The sequence below is a fragment of the Pseudooceanicola aestuariicola genome, from assembly GCF_045763785.1.
Taxonomy (GTDB): Bacteria; Pseudomonadota; Alphaproteobacteria; order Rhodobacterales; family Rhodobacteraceae; genus Pseudooceanicola.
Map to the genome: position 1 here is coordinate 24,021 of NZ_JBJGSF010000003.1, position 17,106 is coordinate 41,126.

18 protein-coding genes are annotated in these 17,106 nt (G+C 61.7%); 9 read left to right on the forward strand and 9 right to left on the reverse strand.

Going from position 1 to position 17,106, the window contains the following annotated elements:
* Window positions 1-7: 7 nt before the first annotated feature.
* From ACI3GR_RS12460 to ACI3GR_RS12475, 4 genes are all read left to right on the forward strand, one after another.
* Window positions 8-1,372 carry a glutamine synthetase family protein gene (locus tag ACI3GR_RS12460; protein WP_407494947.1) on the forward strand — a complete coding sequence of 455 codons (1,365 nt, stop codon included), beginning with the start codon at window positions 8-10 and terminating at the stop codon, window positions 1,370-1,372.
* A 1-nt stretch (window position 1,373) separates the two neighbouring features.
* On the forward strand, window positions 1,374-1,742 hold the full coding sequence (locus ACI3GR_RS12465; protein ID WP_407494948.1) for a VOC family protein: 369 nt from the start codon (window positions 1,374-1,376) through the stop codon (window positions 1,740-1,742).
* A complete protein-coding gene (locus tag ACI3GR_RS12470; protein ID WP_407494949.1) occupies window positions 1,735-3,120 on the forward strand; it encodes an aldehyde dehydrogenase family protein in 1,386 nt (461 codons plus the stop codon). Before ACI3GR_RS12465 ends, ACI3GR_RS12470 begins: the two co-directional genes overlap by 8 nt.
* Before the next feature lie 95 nt (window positions 3,121-3,215).
* A complete protein-coding gene (locus ACI3GR_RS12475) occupies window positions 3,216-4,361 on the forward strand; it encodes an iron-containing alcohol dehydrogenase (RefSeq protein WP_407494950.1) in 1,146 nt (381 codons plus the stop codon).
* A 123-nt stretch (window positions 4,362-4,484) separates the two neighbouring features.
* On the opposite strand, the gene ACI3GR_RS12480 is transcribed toward ACI3GR_RS12475, so the two are convergent.
* Together ACI3GR_RS12480 and ACI3GR_RS12485 are read right to left on the reverse strand one after the other, a co-directional pair.
* Window positions 4,485-5,243 (reverse strand): SDR family NAD(P)-dependent oxidoreductase, encoded by a 759-nt coding sequence (locus ACI3GR_RS12480; protein WP_407494951.1) that lies wholly within the window; start codon window positions 5,241-5,243, stop codon window positions 4,485-4,487.
* 13 nt (window positions 5,244-5,256) lie between these two features.
* Window positions 5,257-7,083 (reverse strand): feruloyl-CoA synthase, encoded by a 1,827-nt coding sequence (locus tag ACI3GR_RS12485; protein WP_407494952.1) that lies wholly within the window; start codon window positions 7,081-7,083, stop codon window positions 5,257-5,259.
* An 88-nt stretch (window positions 7,084-7,171) separates the two neighbouring features.
* Here ACI3GR_RS12485 and ACI3GR_RS12490 point away from each other — a divergent pair, with 88 nt between their 5' ends.
* The 4 genes from ACI3GR_RS12490 (at window position 7,172) to ACI3GR_RS12505 (ending at window position 10,054) form a co-directional block, all read left to right on the forward strand.
* A complete protein-coding gene (locus ACI3GR_RS12490) occupies window positions 7,172-7,954 on the forward strand; it encodes a crotonase/enoyl-CoA hydratase family protein (RefSeq protein ID WP_407494953.1) in 783 nt (260 codons plus the stop codon).
* Entirely contained in the window at window positions 7,951-8,430 is a 480-nt protein-coding gene (locus ACI3GR_RS12495) for a MarR family winged helix-turn-helix transcriptional regulator (protein WP_407494954.1), read from the forward strand. Before ACI3GR_RS12490 ends, ACI3GR_RS12495 begins: the two co-directional genes overlap by 4 nt.
* The gene (locus ACI3GR_RS12500; RefSeq protein WP_407494956.1) at window positions 8,427-9,308 is read left to right on the forward strand and encodes an amidohydrolase family protein; all 882 of its coding nucleotides are present in this window, start codon (window positions 8,427-8,429) and stop codon (window positions 9,306-9,308) included. Before ACI3GR_RS12495 ends, ACI3GR_RS12500 begins: the two co-directional genes overlap by 4 nt.
* A 128-nt stretch (window positions 9,309-9,436) precedes the next feature.
* Window positions 9,437-10,054, forward strand: a complete 618-nt coding sequence (locus ACI3GR_RS12505) for a hypothetical protein (RefSeq protein ID WP_407494957.1) — start codon at window positions 9,437-9,439, stop codon at window positions 10,052-10,054.
* A 306-nt stretch (window positions 10,055-10,360) separates the two neighbouring features.
* Here the strand turns inward: ACI3GR_RS12505 and acuI are convergent, their stop codons facing one another.
* Both acuI and ACI3GR_RS12515 read right to left on the reverse strand, forming a co-directional pair.
* Window positions 10,361-11,356 carry an acrylyl-CoA reductase (NADPH) gene (gene acuI, locus ACI3GR_RS12510; RefSeq protein WP_407494958.1) on the reverse strand — a complete coding sequence of 332 codons (996 nt, stop codon included), beginning with the start codon at window positions 11,354-11,356 and terminating at the stop codon, window positions 10,361-10,363.
* Window positions 11,357-11,414: 58 nt separating this feature from the next.
* On the reverse strand, window positions 11,415-11,858 hold the full coding sequence (locus ACI3GR_RS12515; RefSeq protein WP_407494959.1) for a MarR family winged helix-turn-helix transcriptional regulator: 444 nt from the start codon (window positions 11,856-11,858) through the stop codon (window positions 11,415-11,417).
* A gap of 106 nt (window positions 11,859-11,964) precedes the next feature.
* On the opposite strand from ACI3GR_RS12515, the gene ACI3GR_RS12520 reads away from it, so the two are divergent.
* Entirely contained in the window at window positions 11,965-13,836 is a 1,872-nt protein-coding gene (locus ACI3GR_RS12520) for an FAD-binding monooxygenase (protein WP_407494960.1), read from the forward strand.
* Between the two features lie 12 nt (window positions 13,837-13,848).
* Here the strand turns inward: ACI3GR_RS12520 and ACI3GR_RS12525 are convergent, their stop codons facing one another.
* From ACI3GR_RS12525 to znuC, 5 genes are all read right to left on the reverse strand, one after another.
* On the reverse strand, window positions 13,849-13,980 hold the full coding sequence (locus tag ACI3GR_RS12525) for a hemin uptake protein HemP (RefSeq protein ID WP_407495571.1): 132 nt from the start codon (window positions 13,978-13,980) through the stop codon (window positions 13,849-13,851).
* Window positions 13,981-14,018: 38 nt separating this feature from the next.
* Window positions 14,019-14,309: a DUF2218 domain-containing protein gene (locus ACI3GR_RS12530; protein ID WP_407494962.1), complete on the reverse strand. Its 291-nt coding sequence runs from the start codon at window positions 14,307-14,309 to the stop codon at window positions 14,019-14,021.
* 140 nt (window positions 14,310-14,449) lie between these two features.
* Window positions 14,450-15,376, reverse strand: coding sequence for an MBL fold metallo-hydrolase (locus ACI3GR_RS12535; protein ID WP_407494964.1), 927 nt, complete (start codon window positions 15,374-15,376; stop codon window positions 14,450-14,452).
* Between the two features lie 81 nt (window positions 15,377-15,457).
* Window positions 15,458-16,273: a metal ABC transporter permease gene (locus tag ACI3GR_RS12540; protein ID WP_407494965.1), complete on the reverse strand. Its 816-nt coding sequence runs from the start codon at window positions 16,271-16,273 to the stop codon at window positions 15,458-15,460.
* The gene (gene znuC, locus ACI3GR_RS12545) at window positions 16,270-17,091 is read right to left on the reverse strand and encodes a zinc ABC transporter ATP-binding protein ZnuC (protein WP_407494967.1); all 822 of its coding nucleotides are present in this window, start codon (window positions 17,089-17,091) and stop codon (window positions 16,270-16,272) included. The genes ACI3GR_RS12540 and znuC overlap by 4 nt, the downstream gene beginning before the upstream one ends.
* Window positions 17,092-17,106 lie beyond the last annotated feature (15 nt).

Genomic DNA, 17,106 nt, shown 5'->3' on the forward strand with positions numbered 1-17,106 from the left:
ATGCACAATGCCGGGTAACCTAGACTTCGAGACGCTGAAAGATATGGCCGCCAAGGGCGAAATCGACACGGTGCTGGTCGCGCTGGTCGATATGCAGGGCCGGCTGATGGGCAAACGGTTCCATGTGTCGAACTTCATCGACCATTCGGTCGAGGAAACGCATTGCTGCAACTACCTGCTGGCCACCGACCTCGTCATGTCGACGCCGGATGGCTACAAATCCACGTCGTGGGAAATGGGCTATGGCGATTACACGCTAAAGCCCGACCTTACAACGTTGCGCCTTGTCCCGTGGCTGGAAGGCACCGCCATGGTTCTGGGCGATCTGGAGGATCATTCGACCCACAAGCCCGTGCCGCATTCCCCCCGCCAGATGCTGAAGACCCAGGTCGACCGACTGGCCGCGATGGGGTTCGACGCCATGATGGCGACCGAGCTGGAGTTCTTCCTGTTCGAAAAAGATTACCGCACCCTCCAGAAAGAGGGCTATCGCGAACTGGTCCCGCTGTCGGGCCACAACGAAGATTACAACCTGTTCCAGACCACCAAAGAAGAAGGCATCCTGCGTCCCCTGCGCAACCATCTGGTTGGCGCGGGCATCCCGGTTGAAAATACCAAGGGTGAGGCTGAGCTGGGCCAGCAAGAGCTGAACATTCGTTATGCCAGCGCGATGGACTGTGCCGACAACCACACCATCGCCAAGCATGCGACCAAGGAAATCGCGTGGATGAATGGCGTCTCGGCGTCGTTCCTGCCGAAATGGGCGTCGGACAAGGTCGGATCGTCCAGCCACGTGCACATGTCGCTGTGGAAAGACGGCGATCCGGCGTTTTTTGACAAGGACGCAGATTACGGCATGTCCGACACGATGCGCAGCTTCTGCGCCGGTCTGATCAAATACGCCCGCGATTACACCTTCTTCCTTGCGCCTTACGTCAACAGCTACAAACGCTTTGCCAAGGGCACCTTTGCGCCAACGAAAACCGTCTGGTCCGTGGACAACCGCACCGCCGCCTTCCGCCTGTGTGGCGACGGGACCAAGGGTATTCGCATGGAATGCCGTATCGGTGGGTCGGACCTGAACCCCTATCTGGCGCAGGCCGCGATGCTGGCCGCCGGGATCAAGGGGATCGAAGAGGGGCTGACGCTCGACCCGCCGACCAAGGGCGATGTGTATGAAAGCGCCGATGTCCCGGAAATCCCGACCTCTCTGCGCGAAGCGATAGAGACGTTGGAGAACTCCAAATTCCTGCGCGACGCCTTCGGGGATTTCGTGATCGACCATTACACTCGCTGCGCCAAGTGGGAGCAGGAAGAATACGACAAGGTCGTCACTGACTGGGAAATCGAACGCGGGTTCGAACGGGCCTGACATGATCGACCGCATCGACCACGTGGTGCTGACCGTGCGCGATATCGACGCCGCGGTCGCCTTCTACACCCGCGTTTTGGGGATGGAGGCCGTGACCTTTGCCGGGGGCCGGCGTGCGTTGGCCTTCGGGCAGCAAAAGATCAATCTGCAGGTGCTGGGCCAAGAGGTCCGCAACCATGCCTGCATCGGATCGGGTGATCTGTGCCTGATCACAAGCTGGTCGGTTCAGGATGTTCTGGACCGTCTGAAGCAAGAGAATGTTGAGGTGGTCGAAGGCCCTGTCGCGAAATCGGGCGCGCTTGGGCCGATCACCTCGGTCTATTTCAACGACCCCGATGGCAACCTGATCGAAGTAAGCCGCTATGACTGACACACTCACCTGTATCTCCCCCATCGACGGATCGGTCTTTGCCGAACGCCCAGCGCTGTCGTTTGATGACGCCAAGGCCGTGGCTGACCGAGCCCGCGCCGCGCAGGCTGTCTGGGCCGCACGCCCCCTTCAGGAACGCATTGACCTTGTGATGGCAGGCGTCGCGGCCGTGGGCGCCATGAACGACGACATCGTGCCAGAACTGGCGCAGATGATGGGCCGCCCGGTGAAATACGGCGGCGAATTCGGCGGCTTCAACGAACGCGCGTCGCATATGGCCAAGATCGCCGCGGAGTCTCTGGCGGATATCGAAGTAGGCGAGGACGAGACGTTCAAGCGCTACATCCGTCGCATCCCCTGGGGCGTCGTTTTCGTGGTGGCCCCGTGGAACTATCCCTATATGACCGCCATCAACACCGTCGCGCCCGCGCTGATCGCAGGCAACACGGTGGTGCTGAAACACGCGACCCAGACCTTGCTGGTGGGCGAACGGATGGCGCAGGCGTTCCACTCCGCTGGCGTTCCCGAGGACGTGTTCCAGAACGTTTTCCTGTCGCATGCCACGACCGACGCGCTGCTAAAGGCGCGGGCGTTCGATTTCGTGAATTTCACCGGCTCTGTCGGCGGCGGTCAGGCGATGGAGCGCGCGGCGGCAGGGACGTTCGTGCCGGTCTCGACTGAACTTGGCGGCAAGGACCCGGGCTACGTCATGGAAGACGCGGATGTGGACGCGGCGGTGAACACGCTGATGGACGGGGCGCTTTTCAACTCGGGCCAATGTTGCTGTGGGATCGAGCGGATCTATGTGCACGAAGCGCTCTACGATGCCTTCGTCGAAAAGGCCGTGGACTGGGCCAAGAGCTTGAGGCTTGGCAACCCGATGGAGCCCGAGACGACCATCGGCCCCATGGCGAACGTCCGCTTTGCCCAGCACGTGCGCGACCAGATCGACGCGGCGGTCGCGGCGGGGGCGGTGGCGCATATCCCGACCGATCCGGCGGATGATGGCGGGGCGTACCTGACCCCACAGGTGCTGACCAACGTCACCCACGACATGGACGTGATGCGCGAAGAAAGCTTCGGCCCGGTGGTCGGTATCATGAAGGTGTCGGGCGACGACGAAGCCATCGCACTGATGAACGACAGCCATTACGGCCTGACCGCGTCGCTTTGGACCAACGACATTGATCGCGCCGCGCGCATCGGTGACCAGATCGAGACCGGCACCGTTTTCCTGAACCGTGCCGACTACCTTGATCCGGGCTTGTGCTGGACCGGCTGCAAAGATACCGGGCGCGGCGGCGGGCTGTCGGTGATCGGCTACCACAACCTGACCCGTCCGAAATCCTACCATCTCAAGCGTTTGAGAAATGCTTGAGGCCATAGTATCGCCGATGTCCCGAGAGCGCGCAGCGCGGCAGGGTATCGGTGATGCAATCATTTCACCAAACGCTGAAAGAAAAAGGTGACAGCATGAGCCTTACTGCCAATTGGTCCTATCCCACGGCCATCCGTTTCGGCGCGGGCCGGATTTCTGAATTGCCCGAAGCTTGTATCGCCGCCGGGATCACCAACCCTTTGCTGGTGACTGACAAAGGGCTGAAAAGCATGGCGATTACCACGCAGGCGCTGGACCTTCTGGACGCCGCCGGTCTGGGGCGCGGGCTTTTTGCCGAGGTCGATCCCAACCCGTCCGAGGTCAATCTGGATGCGGGCCTCAAGGTCTATCGCGAAGGTGGGCATGACGGTGTGATCGCCTTTGGCGGCGGCTCGGGCCTCGACTTGGGCAAGATGGTCGCCTTCATGTCCGGCCAATCGCGTCCTGTCTGGGATTTCGAGGATATCGGCGACTGGTGGACGCGCGCGGACCCTGCCGGGATCGCGCCGATCATCGCTGTGCCGACCACCGCCGGGACGGGGTCCGAAGTGGGTCGCGCCTCTGTGATCACAAATTCCGAGTCGCATGTGAAGAAAATCATATTCCACCCCAAGGTGCTGCCGACGGTGGTGATCTGCGACCCGGAGCTGACGGTCGGAATGCCGAAACACATCACGGCTGGCACCGGCCTAGACGCCTTTGCCCATTGTGTCGAAGCGTTCAGCAGCCCGCATTATCATCCGATGTCGCAGGGCATCGCGCTGGAAGGGATGCGGCTGGTGATCGACAACCTGCCGCGCGCCTACGAGAACGGAGAGGACGTCGAAGCCCGTGCCAACATGATGTCCGCCGCCGCCATGGGTGCGACCGCGTTCCAGAAGGGTCTTGGCGCCATCCACGCGATGAGCCACCCTATCGGCGCGGTGTTCAACACTCACCACGGAACGACCAATGCAGTCTGTATGCCCGCGGTGCTTGACTTGAACGCGCCAGAGATCAGCGCACGCTTTGATCGGGCAGGGGAATACCTTGGGATCAAGGGCGGTTTCAGTGGTTTCAGAACCTTCGTAAATGATTTCAATGCCAGCTTTGACATCCCGAAAGGTCTGGGTGCGATGGGCGTGACCGAAGACCGGATCGACGATCTGGTCGCCATGGCGCTGGAGGATCCGTCCTGTGGCGGGAACCCTGTAAAGCTGACGACAGAGAACCTGACGGTGTTGTTCAAGGCGGCCATGTAGGCGCAGTCGGGGGCTCTGCCCCCGGACCCCCGAGGGTATTTGTCGACCAGAAGAAGACAGTGGTCCGATAAAAAACGGCGCAGGGGTGACCCGCGCCGTTTCTCATTCCAATGGCAGCGCGCCTTACTTCGGCGCCATGCGGATTGCGCCGTCCAGACGGATGACTTCACCGTTCATGTATTGCGTTTCGATCAGGAACTTCGCGGCGTTGGCGAATTCGGCCGGGTTGCCCAGACGCGAGGGGTAGGGGACCTGATGGCCAAGGCTTTCCTTCGCTTCGTCCGGTAGGCTGGCCAGCAGGGGCGTTTCAAAGATCCCCGGCGCGATGGTGTTTACGCGGATGCCAGACCGGCTAAGTTCACGGGCCGCGGGCAGGGTCATGCCGACGATGCCGCCCTTGGACGCCGAATACGCCGTCTGGCCGATCTGACCGTCGAACGCCGCGACAGAGGCCGTGTTCACGATTGCCCCTCGGGCGTTGTCCTCGACCGGGTCTTTCGCCTGAATACAGGCGGTTGCCAGACGCATGACGTTGAACGTGCCGATCAGGTTGACGCGGATCACCGTTTCAAAGTTGGCCAGTGGCATCGGTCCATCGCGGCCGACCATTTTCTCTGGCGGTCCGATCCCGGCGCAGTTCACGACGATCCGTAAAGGGGCCAGCGCGTCTGCGGTGTCGATGGCTTTTTGCACGTCCTCTTCGGAGGTCACATCGCCGCCCGCGGCCGCGCCGCCCAATTCGTCCGCCATGGCCTGCGCGGCTTCGGCGTTGCGGTCCAGAACGGTGACCTTTGCGCCGTTTTCGGCCAGCATGCGTGCCACGGCCTGACCCAGGCCAGAGCCGCCGCCGGTGACAATCGCACCATGTCCTTCGATCTTCATGTAGAGTCCTCCCTTACTTTTTCGGCAGGATGACATCCGGGTCATCCGATGCATATAGACGGTCTGCCAGATCCGCGCGGTGACGCAGAACGGCGCGCTGATTGACCGAACCTTTGTCCGTAACCTCGCCTTTGTCGAGGTCCAAGGGTTGATCCATCAGCATCACGGCTGTCACACGTCCCGAGGATCCGCCAGCCTTGGCCCCATGCGCCGCCAGCTTTTCAGCGATGGCTTCGCGCACTGCGGGGTCGCGGGTCAGGTCGGTTGCGCCGGGCGCGGCGATTTTTGCCAACCGCGTCAGGTCAGGCACCAGCAGCGCGGTCAGCCTTTCTCGGTTTTCGCCTACGATCACAGCGTCACTGGCCAGCCCGTCCATCTGATCGACCAGCTTGGCACGCAGCGCGCCCACGGCGACCCATGTTCCGGTTTGCAGTTTGAAGTTTTCGGCAATCCGCCCGTCGAAGAAAAAGCCCTTCCAGGGGTTGCCCTCTTCGGCAAATCGCAGCGCGTCGCCCAGCATGTAAAAACCTTCTTCATCAAAGGCTTCGGCGGTCATCTCGGGGTTGCGCCAGTAGCCGGGGGTGACGCCGGGGGATTTCAGGCGCACTTCCAGCTTGTCCTCGACCGGGACCAGTTTCATCACCACAGCTTGACTGGGAATGCCGACGTTGCCGGGGCCGGACTGCGGTTCGGTGCAATACAGCGCGAAGGGCGCCGTTTCGGTGGACCCAAGGCCGGTGGTCATCATGACCTTGTGGCCGACGGTGCGTTCGGCCAGTTCTTCCAATTTGGTCCAGGTGTGCTGGGCCAGACCGGCGCCCGCGTACATCATGTGCTTGAGGTTCTTGAAGAACGACTCGCGAAGCTGGTCGTCGGTTTCCATCGCCTTGGCCAGCGCTTCAAACCCTGCCGGAACCGTCAGGTGCCAGTTGGGAGAGACCTCTCGCAGGTTGCGGATGGTTTCCGCCATGCCGCCGGGCGTCGGTTTCCCGCCGTCGATGTAATATGTGCCGCCATTATACAGCACCATGTTGAAGACTTTGTTGCCAGCGGCCGTATGGCTCCACGGCAGCCAATTCACCACCACGGGCGGTTCGTCGCGCAGGTAGGAATAGCAGTCCGCGACGATTTCCTGATTCGAGGCCAGCATGCGGTTCGTCTGCGTCACGGCCTTGGGTGTGCCGGTGGTGCCGGAGGTGAACAGAAACTTTACCACGGTATCCAGACCCGTCGCGGCATGCGCGGCGTCCACGTCTTTGGGTGCGGTGCGGGCGTCAGTGAACAGCGTTGTCGAACGGCCAGCGACATTGCCTTCGGTGGTGATGACGATGATGTCTTCCGGTAGCGCCTTCAGGATCGCGTCTTCAAAGGGGGCTGCCTTCTGGGCAAAGACCGCACCGGGCGTGATCTGTTCAGAGATTCCAGACAGTTTCGCATAGTCAGAAGCGACCAGGGAGTAGGCCGGAGAGATCGCGGCAGAGGGGATGCCAACATATTGCGCCGACAGGGCAATTTCCGCGTGTTCCAGAGAATTTTCCGACAGGATCATCAGCGGCCGATCAGTGCTGAGCCCTTGGTCCAGCAGCCATTGGCCGACCTCACGAACCGTTTTGGCCAGCTGACCGTAGGTGATCTTTCGCCAGTCGTCGCCATCGCGCTCGGCCATCCAGATCGCATCGGGCGTTTTCTCGGCCCAGTAGTCGATCATGTCTGTCATCCGCTCGGGGTAGTCGGCAATCGGGTCATCGCGCCAGATGATCCACGTGCCATCGTCGCGCTTTTCCCAGTTCAACTTCGGGTCCCACAGATTGGCCTGACGGTATCCAGGTGCGTTTGCCATGCGGGTCCTCCTCCGATGATGCCCGAGAAATTCGTTTACAAGGAAACAATTTTCTGGGAAACAATCAATGCGAAAAATGAGGTGCCCCATGTCCGACAGCGAAATCGTTCTTTACGAGCTAGATGGTGATGTTGCGATCATTACCCTGAACCGTCCTGAAAAGCGTAACGCCGTCAGTGACCGGGTGATCAATGCCCTGGGCGAGGCTGTGGACCGTGCGCAGGTCGAGGCGAAGGCGGCTGTTATCTGTGGGGCAGGCAAACATTTCTGCGCGGGTCTGGACCTTGCCGAACATGTCAAACGCAGCCCGATCGACGGTATGCACCATTCCCGTGGCTGGCATGCGGTGTTCGACCGGATCGAGTCCGGCAAGATCCCCTTCTTCAGCGCCTTGCATGGCGCCGTCGTGGGCGGCGGGCTGGAGCTGGCGACGGCGACTCATATCCGCGTGGCGGATGCGACGACCTTCTTTGCCTTGCCCGAAGGCACGCGCGGCATTTTTGTCGGCGGGGGCGCTTCGGTGCGGGTTGGGCGTCTGGCCGGTGTGGCACGCATGACCGACATGATGCTGACCGGGCGCACCGTGTCCGCCGAAGAAGGCGAGCGTTGGAACCTGTGCCAGTACGTCGTGGGCGAAGGGGAAGCCAAGGCCTTTGCGATCGATCTGGCGCGTAAAGCGGCGCAGAATGCCGAGATGTCGAACTATGCCATCCTGCACGCGCTGCCCCGTATGGGCGACATGTCCCGTTCGGACGGGTTGTTCCTGGAAAGCTTCGTGGCGTCGCTGGCCTCGTCCTCTCCGGAAGCTGAAGAGCGGTTGAATGCCTTCCTGAACAAGACCGCCGCACGTCTGGCGCATCCAAGCAAATGAGCCGTCCGTCGCTGGCATCCGTTCCGACCGAAGACAGCGCGATCGACCTTGGTCCTCTGGCGGGGATGCTGGGGTTTCTGTTCCGCGTAGGACAGGTCGAAGTCTTTGACATGTTCTTTGACCAGCTGGGCAAGCTGGGGCTGAAACCGGGCGAGTTTTCCGTGCTCTGGGTCGTGCATCTGAACCCCGGCGTGCGACAGGGGGCTGTGGCGGAAAAGCTGAAGATCAAGCCCGCGCATATGGCCAAGCTGGTGCGCCGTTTCGAAACCGAAGGGCTGATCTGTCGCAAGGTGCCCGAAGGGGATCGCCGCGGGATGGAGCTGCGTCTGAGCGAAGCAGGAGACGCCTTTGTGAACGACCACGCGCAGGACTTCTTCGACTATGCGAAAAGTGAAACGGACCGCCTGAGCCCGGTTGAGGCGGAACAGCTGATCGCTCTACTACAGAAATTCACCGGACTGGGAGGACAGACATGAACTTTGACGATCTTGTCGCCATCGACATTCACACCCACGCGGAAGAGCCCTGCAACCACGGCCGCGATGACGGGTACAACGAGTTTCAGGCCGGTATGGCCAAGTACTTTAAAAACCCCGCCGGGGCCGAGGGCATGTTGCCCACCGTGCCGCAGACGGCCGAGTATTTCCGCGAACGCAAGATCGGCGCGGTGATCTTCCCCGTGGATGCAGAGCGTGAGACAGGCTTTCGCCGCTATTCCAACGAAGAAGTCGCGCAGCTTTGCGCGGAAAACGACGACATCCTGATCCCCTTCGCGTCGATCGACCCGCACAAGGGCAAGGCCGGCGTGCGCGAAGTGCGCCGTCTGGTGCGCGATTTCGGCGTGCGTGGGTTCAAGTTCCACCCGACGATGCAGGGCTTTTGGCCGAACGATCATAAGATCGCTTATGAGATGTATCAGGCGATCGAAGAAGAAGGCGCCATCGCGCTGTTCCACACCGGGCAGACCGGCGTCGGATCGGGCATGAAGGGCGGCATGGGGATGCGCCTGAAGTATTCGAACCCGGTGCACGTCGACGACGTGGCGGTGGATTTCCCGGACATGAAGATCATTCTGGCGCACCCGTCCTTCCCTTGGACCGAAGAAGGTCTGATGGTCGCGACGCACAAGCCGAACGTCTACATCGACATGTCCGGATGGTCGCCCAAGTACTTCCCGAAGATTTTCATTCAGTATGCGAACACCATCCTGAAAAAGAAGATGTTGTTCGGGTCAGACTGGCCTGCGATCACGCCGGATCGCTGGCTGGCGGATTTCGAAAAGATCGACATCAAGGACGAAGTGCGCCCGCTGATCCTGAAGGAAAACGCAATGCGGCTGCTGGGCGCGTCCTGATCCGTCAGGCTGCCTGACATTTTGGCAACGCTTGAAAATGGCGTGGGGATTCCAGACTGGGAATCGCCACGCCATTTTTGTTGGGTATACTCGGTTAATCGGACAAGGGGCTTGGGGGCTTTTTGAAGATGGGGATTTTACGCACTGTCGGGGTGGTCTGCGCCATGGCGCTGGCGGGGTGTGTGACGCCAAGTGGGACGCTGGAACAGACACGGGTGAACTTTAACGCCGCTGATCCCAGCCCTCAGGCGTTCAAGGTTTGCGGCGATATCGGCTGCGCCAATCAGGTGCCCGTGTCCCTGACGCGGGCCGAATGGCGGCACGTCCAGCGTGCTTTCCCACGTCGCGCGCGTACCCCCGGGGAAGAACGTAAATTCCTCGCCGAAGCGCTGCGGCGGCTGGAAGTGATGGTGGGAGACAAGACCGGGTACAACACCGATGAGGCGTTTTCCGGGATTCAGCTCTCGGGCAACACGCAGGACTGCATCGACGAGATGGTGAATGCCGCGGTCTATCTGGAGCTGTTGGATAACGCCGGATACCTGCGGCACCATCAGCAGGGGCGGCGGCTGACGTTGGGCATGATGACCCGGCGGTTCTGGACGCATACGGTGGTGACCATCGTGCAGCGGTCGAACGGGCAGGAGTTCATCATCGACACCTGGGCGGTGAAGATCGGGGAATTGCCCTACATCATGGATCGCGACGCCTGGGCCACGAACGAGCCGTTCCGGCGGGATTTCTAGCGTCATTTGATTTTTGATCGGCGCGGAATCAAGGGCCAAAGGCCCGCCGCGCCAGCGCCGGACCGGCCCCATGGGCCGGCGCTTTGTTTATGTTCACGCGACGATTGAACAGGGAGGGTGTTTGGCCCGGATTAAGTGGCGACCATTTATGCCCGCGGCACCGTCCCCCGGTCCAGCGCTGGCACGGCTTGCCGACAAAAGAAAAGGCGCAAGAAAAATCCTTGCGCCTTATCCATCCGATACGCTAGACCTTATCCGTGGATAAGGTGCGGTAATCATTCATTAATTTCAGAAATGACTGTTGGTTCAGTCGATATTGAAAACCAACCGTCCCCGTACTTTTCCGGCAATCAGATCATCCGCCAGTTGGTCGACGTTGTTGATGTCTTCCTGTTGCGTGATCTCGGCCAGCTTGGCGCGGTCCAGATGTTTGTCCAGCAGGTCCCATGCGGCCAGACGGCGCGCCTTGGGGGCCATGACCGAATCCACGCCTGCCAGCGTGACGCCGCGCAGGATAAAAGGCATCACGGTGGCGGGCAGGTCAAAGCCCTGCGCCAGACCACAGGCCGCGACGGTGCCGTCGTATTTCATTTTCGACAGAACGTTCGCCAGCGTGGTGGAGCCGACGGAATCTACCGCGCCTGCATAGAGTTCCTTATCCAACGGGCGGCCCTTTTCGGACAGCGTGTTGCGGTCGACGATTTCGGTCGCGCCGAGGGATTTCAGATAGGGCTCTTCTTCGGCCCGGCCGGTCGAGGCCGCGACGGTGTAGCCCATCGAGGACAGCAGCGAGATCGCAAAAGACCCCACACCGCCGGATGCGCCGGTGACAAGGATCGTGCCGCTTTCGGGGGTGACGCCCGCGTCGATCAGGCGCTGCACGCACAGCGCGGCAGTGTAGCCGCCGGTGCCGATCGCCATGCATTCCGCGCCGCTGAGGTTCGCGGGTTTCGGCAGCAGCCAGTCGGATTTCATCCGTGCGTATTGTGCGTAGCCGCCCCAGTGAACCTCTCCCACGCCCCAGCCGTTCATGATGACTTCGTCGCCGACCTTGTAGTCGGGGCTGTCAGAGGCGGTGACTTCGCCCGCGATGTCGATGCCGGGCACCATCGGGAAGCGACGGACGACGGGGCTTTTGCCGGTGATGGCGAGCGCGTCTTTGTAGTTCATCGTGGTGTGACGAACGCGGATGGTGACGTCGCCTTCGGGCAGGTCGTCGGTGGTGGCGGTTGTCCAGCTACCAGACTGCTGCTTGGTCTCTTCGTCGCGGGTGATGACGTAGGCTTTGAACTCTTCGGCCATAGGCTCCTCCTGTGCTTGGGACAGGGGTAGCGGGTTCGCGGCGCGGCGTCGAGTCGGCTTAGTCGGTCAACGTGGCCTTGGCGGCCAGCGCGATGAACTGGGCGTATTCGTCATCGGTGAGGCCCGGCAGGATGTCGGATTGCAGCGTCTCGACCACCGGGGTCATGCGGGCCAGCAGATCGGTGCCTTCTTGGGTCAGAGCCAGTTCGCGGGCGCGTTTGTCGCGGCGGCTGATGCGGCGGGCGATCAGGCCCTTTTGTTCCAGCCGGTCGATGACCGACCCTGTGGTGGCGCGGTCCTTGGCGATGGCGGTGGCAAGGCCCGCCTGATCGATGCCTTCGTTTTCGCGCAGGGCGTCCAGCGTGACATATTGGATCGGTGTCAGGTCGAATCCGGCGGCTCGGGTCTGATCGGTGAAGACCTTGGTCGACAGCTGGTGGAGCCGGCGGATCAGGTGTCCGGGCAGCGCGGCGCTGCGGGTTTTGATTGGAGTGTCTGACATGTTGTCAGGGGTTTAGCAGGTAAAGATACGTCTGCATATCATTTTTGTTGACCGTGCTGACGCGGCCTTATAGTAAGTCTACGTATCAATTTGTGGGAGGAGCCCAATGCAATACCACCTGAACGGTTTCCGCGCCGGGGATCCGACGCTGTTTGCAGCCGCCCCGGGACGTAGCGATGACGCGCCGATGCCGGATGTACTGGACGTGCTGATCGTTGGGTGTGGGCCTGCGGGGCTGACGCTGGCCGCGCAGTTGGCGGGCTTTCCCGAGATCACGACCCGGATCGTGGAACGCAAGGACGGGCCGATCGAACGCGGTCAGGCCGACGGCGTATCCTGCCGGTCGATGGAGATGTTTCAGGCCTTTGGCTTTGCCGAAACAGTGAAGGAGCAGGGCTACTGGGTGAACGAGACCACGTTCTGGAAGACCGACGAGGACGAAGGCAAGATCGCGCGGATCGGACGTGTGCAGGACGTGGAGGACGGGTTGTCCGAGATGCCCCATATGATCCTGAACCAGGCGCGGGTGCATGACATGTACCTTGACGTCATGCGGAAATCGCCGTCGCGCTTGGTGCCCGACTACGGTGTCGAACTGGTTGATCTGGTGGTGGACCCTGAGGGCGGGGATCATCCCGTCGCGGTGACCCTGCGCCATAAGGACGGCGAAGAACAGACCGTGCGCACCCGCTATGTCGTCGGCTGTGACGGCGCGCGAAGCGGTGTGCGCAAGGCCATTGGCCGAGAGCTGGTGGGCGACAGTGCCAACAAGGCCTGGGGCGTTATGGATGTGCTGTGTGTCACGGATTTCCCTGACGCCCGCTGCAAGACGCTGATCCAGTCGGCGGAAAAGGGCAACGTGCTGATTATCCCGCGCGAAGGCGGCTATCTGGTGCGGCTGTATATCGAGATGGACAAGCTGGGCGAGGGCGAGCGGGTGGCCAGCCGGAACCTGCAGGTCGACGATCTGATCGGTGCGGCGCAGTCGATCTTTGCGCCTTATACGTTAGACGTGAAACACGTCGTCTGGTGGTCGGTTTATGAAATCGGGCAGCGCCTAACGGATAAGTTCGACGACGTGCCCGAAGGGTCAGACCGCCTGCCGCATGTGTTCATCGCGGGCGACGCCTGTCACACCCATAGCCCCAAGGCGGGGCAGGGTATGAATGTGTCGATGGGCGATACGTTTAACCTTGGGTGGAAGCTGATTTCGGTGCTGACCGGACGCGCGGCGCCAGAGTTGCTGCATAGCTATTCCGCCGAACGTCAGAAGGTGGCGCAGGACCTGATCGATTTTGACCGCGAATGGTCGCAGATCATGTCAGCGCGGCCTGATGGGGCGGCTGGGGATACGCCGACGTTCCAGAAGTACTTTGTCGAACATGGCCGTTATACCGCCGGGTTTTCCGTGACTTATGAGCCTTCGACCCTGACCGGAGAGGGCGCGCATCAGGCGCTGGCAACGGGTTTCCCGGTCGGAGAGCGTTTCCACTCGGCTCCAGTCGTCCGGCTGGCCGATGCCAAGCCTATGCAGCTTGGGCATGTGGCACGGGCGGATGCGCGGTGGCGGGTCTATTGCTTTGCCGGGGCGGACGACACGGGTGCGTCTGGCGGGGCCATTGCCAAACTGTGCGACGCGCTGGCGGCGTCGGGATCGTGGTGGCGCGATCTGTTGCGCGAGGGCGAAGACCTTGATGCGCTGATCGACCTGCGGGCAGTGTTCCAGCAGGGGTTCCGCGATCTGGCGTTCGAGGACATGCCCGCGCTGTTGCGCCCCTCGAAGGGGCAGTTCGGTCTGACGGATTATGAAAAGGTCTTTTGTGCCGATCCGCGCGCGGGCGATATTTTCGATATGCGCGGGATCGATCGGGCCGAAGGGGCGATCGTGATCGTTCGGCCCGATCAATATGTGGCGGATATTCTGCCGCTGGATGACGGCGCGGGGTTGCAGCAGTTCTTTGCCGGGGTGTTCACCTGACCCCGGCCAAGATCACTTGGTCAGGATCAGCTTGCCCGCGCGGGTGATCCGCAGCACGTAAGTTTTGTCGTCCAGCACGATCTGCGCCAGCGATCCGTGCGGGATCAGGTCATGCGCGTCGTGGGTGACCGGCACCTCGGTCATCGGCACCTCGGTCACAGGCGATGTGGTCTGGGAATGCATCATGGCGTCGGGCTCCAGATCAGGGGTTGGGGGGCTTCGCGGAAGGCAAACCGCTTGAGGTGGTCTTCGATCACGCGCTGGGCGGTTCGCAGCCCGTCGATGTCGGGCGCGCTGACCCGGATATCCAGCCCGCGACCGTCCGCGTGCAGCTTGGCCGGGCCAGAGCGCAGGTCCACAGCCCCGTTTTCCGTATCAAATTCGACTGGCACCTTGTTTCCGAAGTGCTTGCAGAGCGTCTGCAAGTACTTGGATGCATTACTGGTTTCATATCGTGTTCGCGATGAGAGCATGGGCACACCTTATTTCCGATTCTTTTAATAAGGTATTTTCGTGTGTCGTGTTTGGCAAGCCCGAAAAGGCTGTGCGCAAACGAACGCCGCCCGTCTGGATCAGACGGGCGGCGCAGGTGTTTTCAGGCTTTGGGCCGGGGTTACAGCATCATCTGATAGCTGGAGGGCACATAGCGGAAGGTGCCATCGCCTTGGTCTTCGACATAGCCCACCGCGGGGAAGGGCATGTGATAACCGATGAAGGGCACACGGTCGGCCGACAGCATTCCCAGCACGGTCTTGCGTGTCTGGGCGGCCTGTTCCTTGTCGGCGTCAAAGCGCACCTCCCATTCCGGATGGGCCAGCGACCAGACGTAGTGGTTGGCGGTATCGGCAAAGACCAGCAGCTGCTTGTCACCCGATTCCAGCATGTAGGTCATATGGCCAGGGGTATGGCCGGGGGCAGCCATGCCGGTGATGCCAGAAACTACGCTGCCACCGTCGCCGATAAAGGTCATCTTGTCGGCAAGCGGGCGCACCTTGGCTTCGAACCCGTCGTTGTTCTGGCCGGCCCAATGGTCGAATTCCGCCTGACCTGTGACATAGCGGGCGTTGGCGTAGGTCGGGCTGCCATCCGCGGTCGTCAGGCCGCCGATATGGTCGCCGTGCATATGGGTGATGACCACGATGGTGACGTCTTCGGGGGCGTAACCTGCCTGTTGCAGGGCAGGCAGCGTGCCTTCGGCATTCAGGCCGGTGTCGAACAGCACGACCTCGTCCCCGGTGTTCACGACCGTGGGGGTGAAGAAGAACTGGGTTTTGTCGGCAGGGATGAAGTTTTGCTGGCTGACTTCGGCGAATTCCTCGGCCGAGACGTTCATGCCGAAGGTGCCTTGCGGGTCTTCGACGGTGCGGGTGCCCGCCAGAAGGGTCGAGACTTCGAAATCGCCCATCATGAAGCCGCGTTTCTTTGCGTTATCGCTCATCATGTTTTGGGCAGTTGCGGGGGTAGAAAGGGTGCTGAGGGCACCGGCGAAAGGAAGCGCCGCACCGGCGGTCAGGGCGCTGCGTCGGGTGATCAGTTTCATGGAGAGTCCTCCCAGACTGGTTGCAGTGCCGGGAAGTTAATCTGATGCAACCTCGTTTCCAGTCGCGGTTTCGTGATCAGATCAGCCTTTGGCGTCCTTCGATCGGGCGATGGCCCCGGCGGCGATGACCGACAGCGCGAACAGGATCGCGACGACGCAGACGATGGTGGGGCCTGTCGGTGTGTCGAGCGTATAGGAGGCGTTCAGCCCGCCCAGCACCGACACCGCAGCGATGATCGTGGCAGCGATAGCCATTGCCTCGGGCGTGCGGGCGAAGGGGCGGGCGGCGGCGGCGGGGATGATCAGCATGGCGGTGATCAGCAACGCGCCGACGACCTTGATCGCGACGGCCACGACGATGGCAAGCGCGATGGTCAGCACCAGTCCTTCACGCTTTGGGTCATAGCCTTCGGCCACGGCCAGATCGGGGTTCAGCGTCGCGGTCAGCAGCGCGTTCCAGCGCCAGGCAATCAGGGCCAGCACGAAAGCTGCGCCGCCCCAGATGACCGCCAGATCTGCGGGCATCACTGCAAGGATGTCGCCAAAGAGGTACGCCATGAGGTCGATCCTGACGCCGCTGAGGAAGGAGGCTGCCACCAGACCGAAGGCCAGCGCGCTATGGGCCAAAACACCAAGGGTAGTGTCCATGGCAAAGCCCCGGCCCGACAGGGTCGACACGGTCAGCGCCATGATCAGCGACACAGCCAGAACGCCGCCGAAGACCGAAGCCGAGAAAGTCAGCGACAGCGCCACGCCCAGCAGCGCGGCATGGGCCGTTGCGTCGCCGAAATAGGCCATGCGCCGCCAGACGACGAAGCAGCCCAAGGGGGCGGCGGCGATGGCAAGACCTAGCCCGGCCAGCGCGGCGCGCACAAGGAAATCATCCAGCAGGGTCATTTCGGGGCCTCATCGGGGGTGGCGTGATCGTGGTCGTGCGGGTGGTGATGCCCGTGCCCGTGCCCGTGGTCGTGCCCGTGCCCGTGCCCGTGGCCATGGTCATGAGTGTGATCATGATGGTGGTCGTGGTGATGGGTATAAAGCGCCATGGTCCCCATCGTCCCGGCCCCGAAGAGTGCGCGGTATTCCGGCGCAGAGGCCACGTGACTGGGTTCGCCCTGACAGCAGATGTGGCTGTTAAGGCAGATGACGCGGTCGCTTGCGCTCATCACCACATGCAGGTCGTGGCTGACCATCAGGACTGCGCAGCCTGTTTCGCGGCGGACCATTTCGATGCGGTCGTAAAACGCGGCGGTTCCGGGCTGGTCCAGACCTTGGGTCGCCTCATCCAGCACGAGCAACTGCGGGTGGGACAGCAGCGCGCGGGCCAGCATGACGCGTTGGAACTGACCGCCAGAGAGGACGTTCATCTGCCGATCTGCCAGATCCTCGATCCCCGCTTTGGCCATCGCATCTTGGATCGCTGACCGGTCGACATCGCGTCGCAGCCGCAGCATCCGCGACACCGTCATCGGCAAGGTCGGGTCCAGATGAACGCGTTGCGGAACATAGCCGATGCGAAGCCCCTTTTGCCGGGTGACTGTCCCGGTGGATGGGGCCAGTGATCCGATCAGCACGCGCAACAGCGTGGATTTGCCGGACCCGTTCGGGCCGACGATTGTTACGATCTCTCCGGCGTTCAGGCTGACGGACACGCGGTCCAGCACCGTGGCCTCGCCAAAGCGGACCGAGACGTCTTTGAGGGCAAACAGGCTCATGTCGGGGGTGCGGCC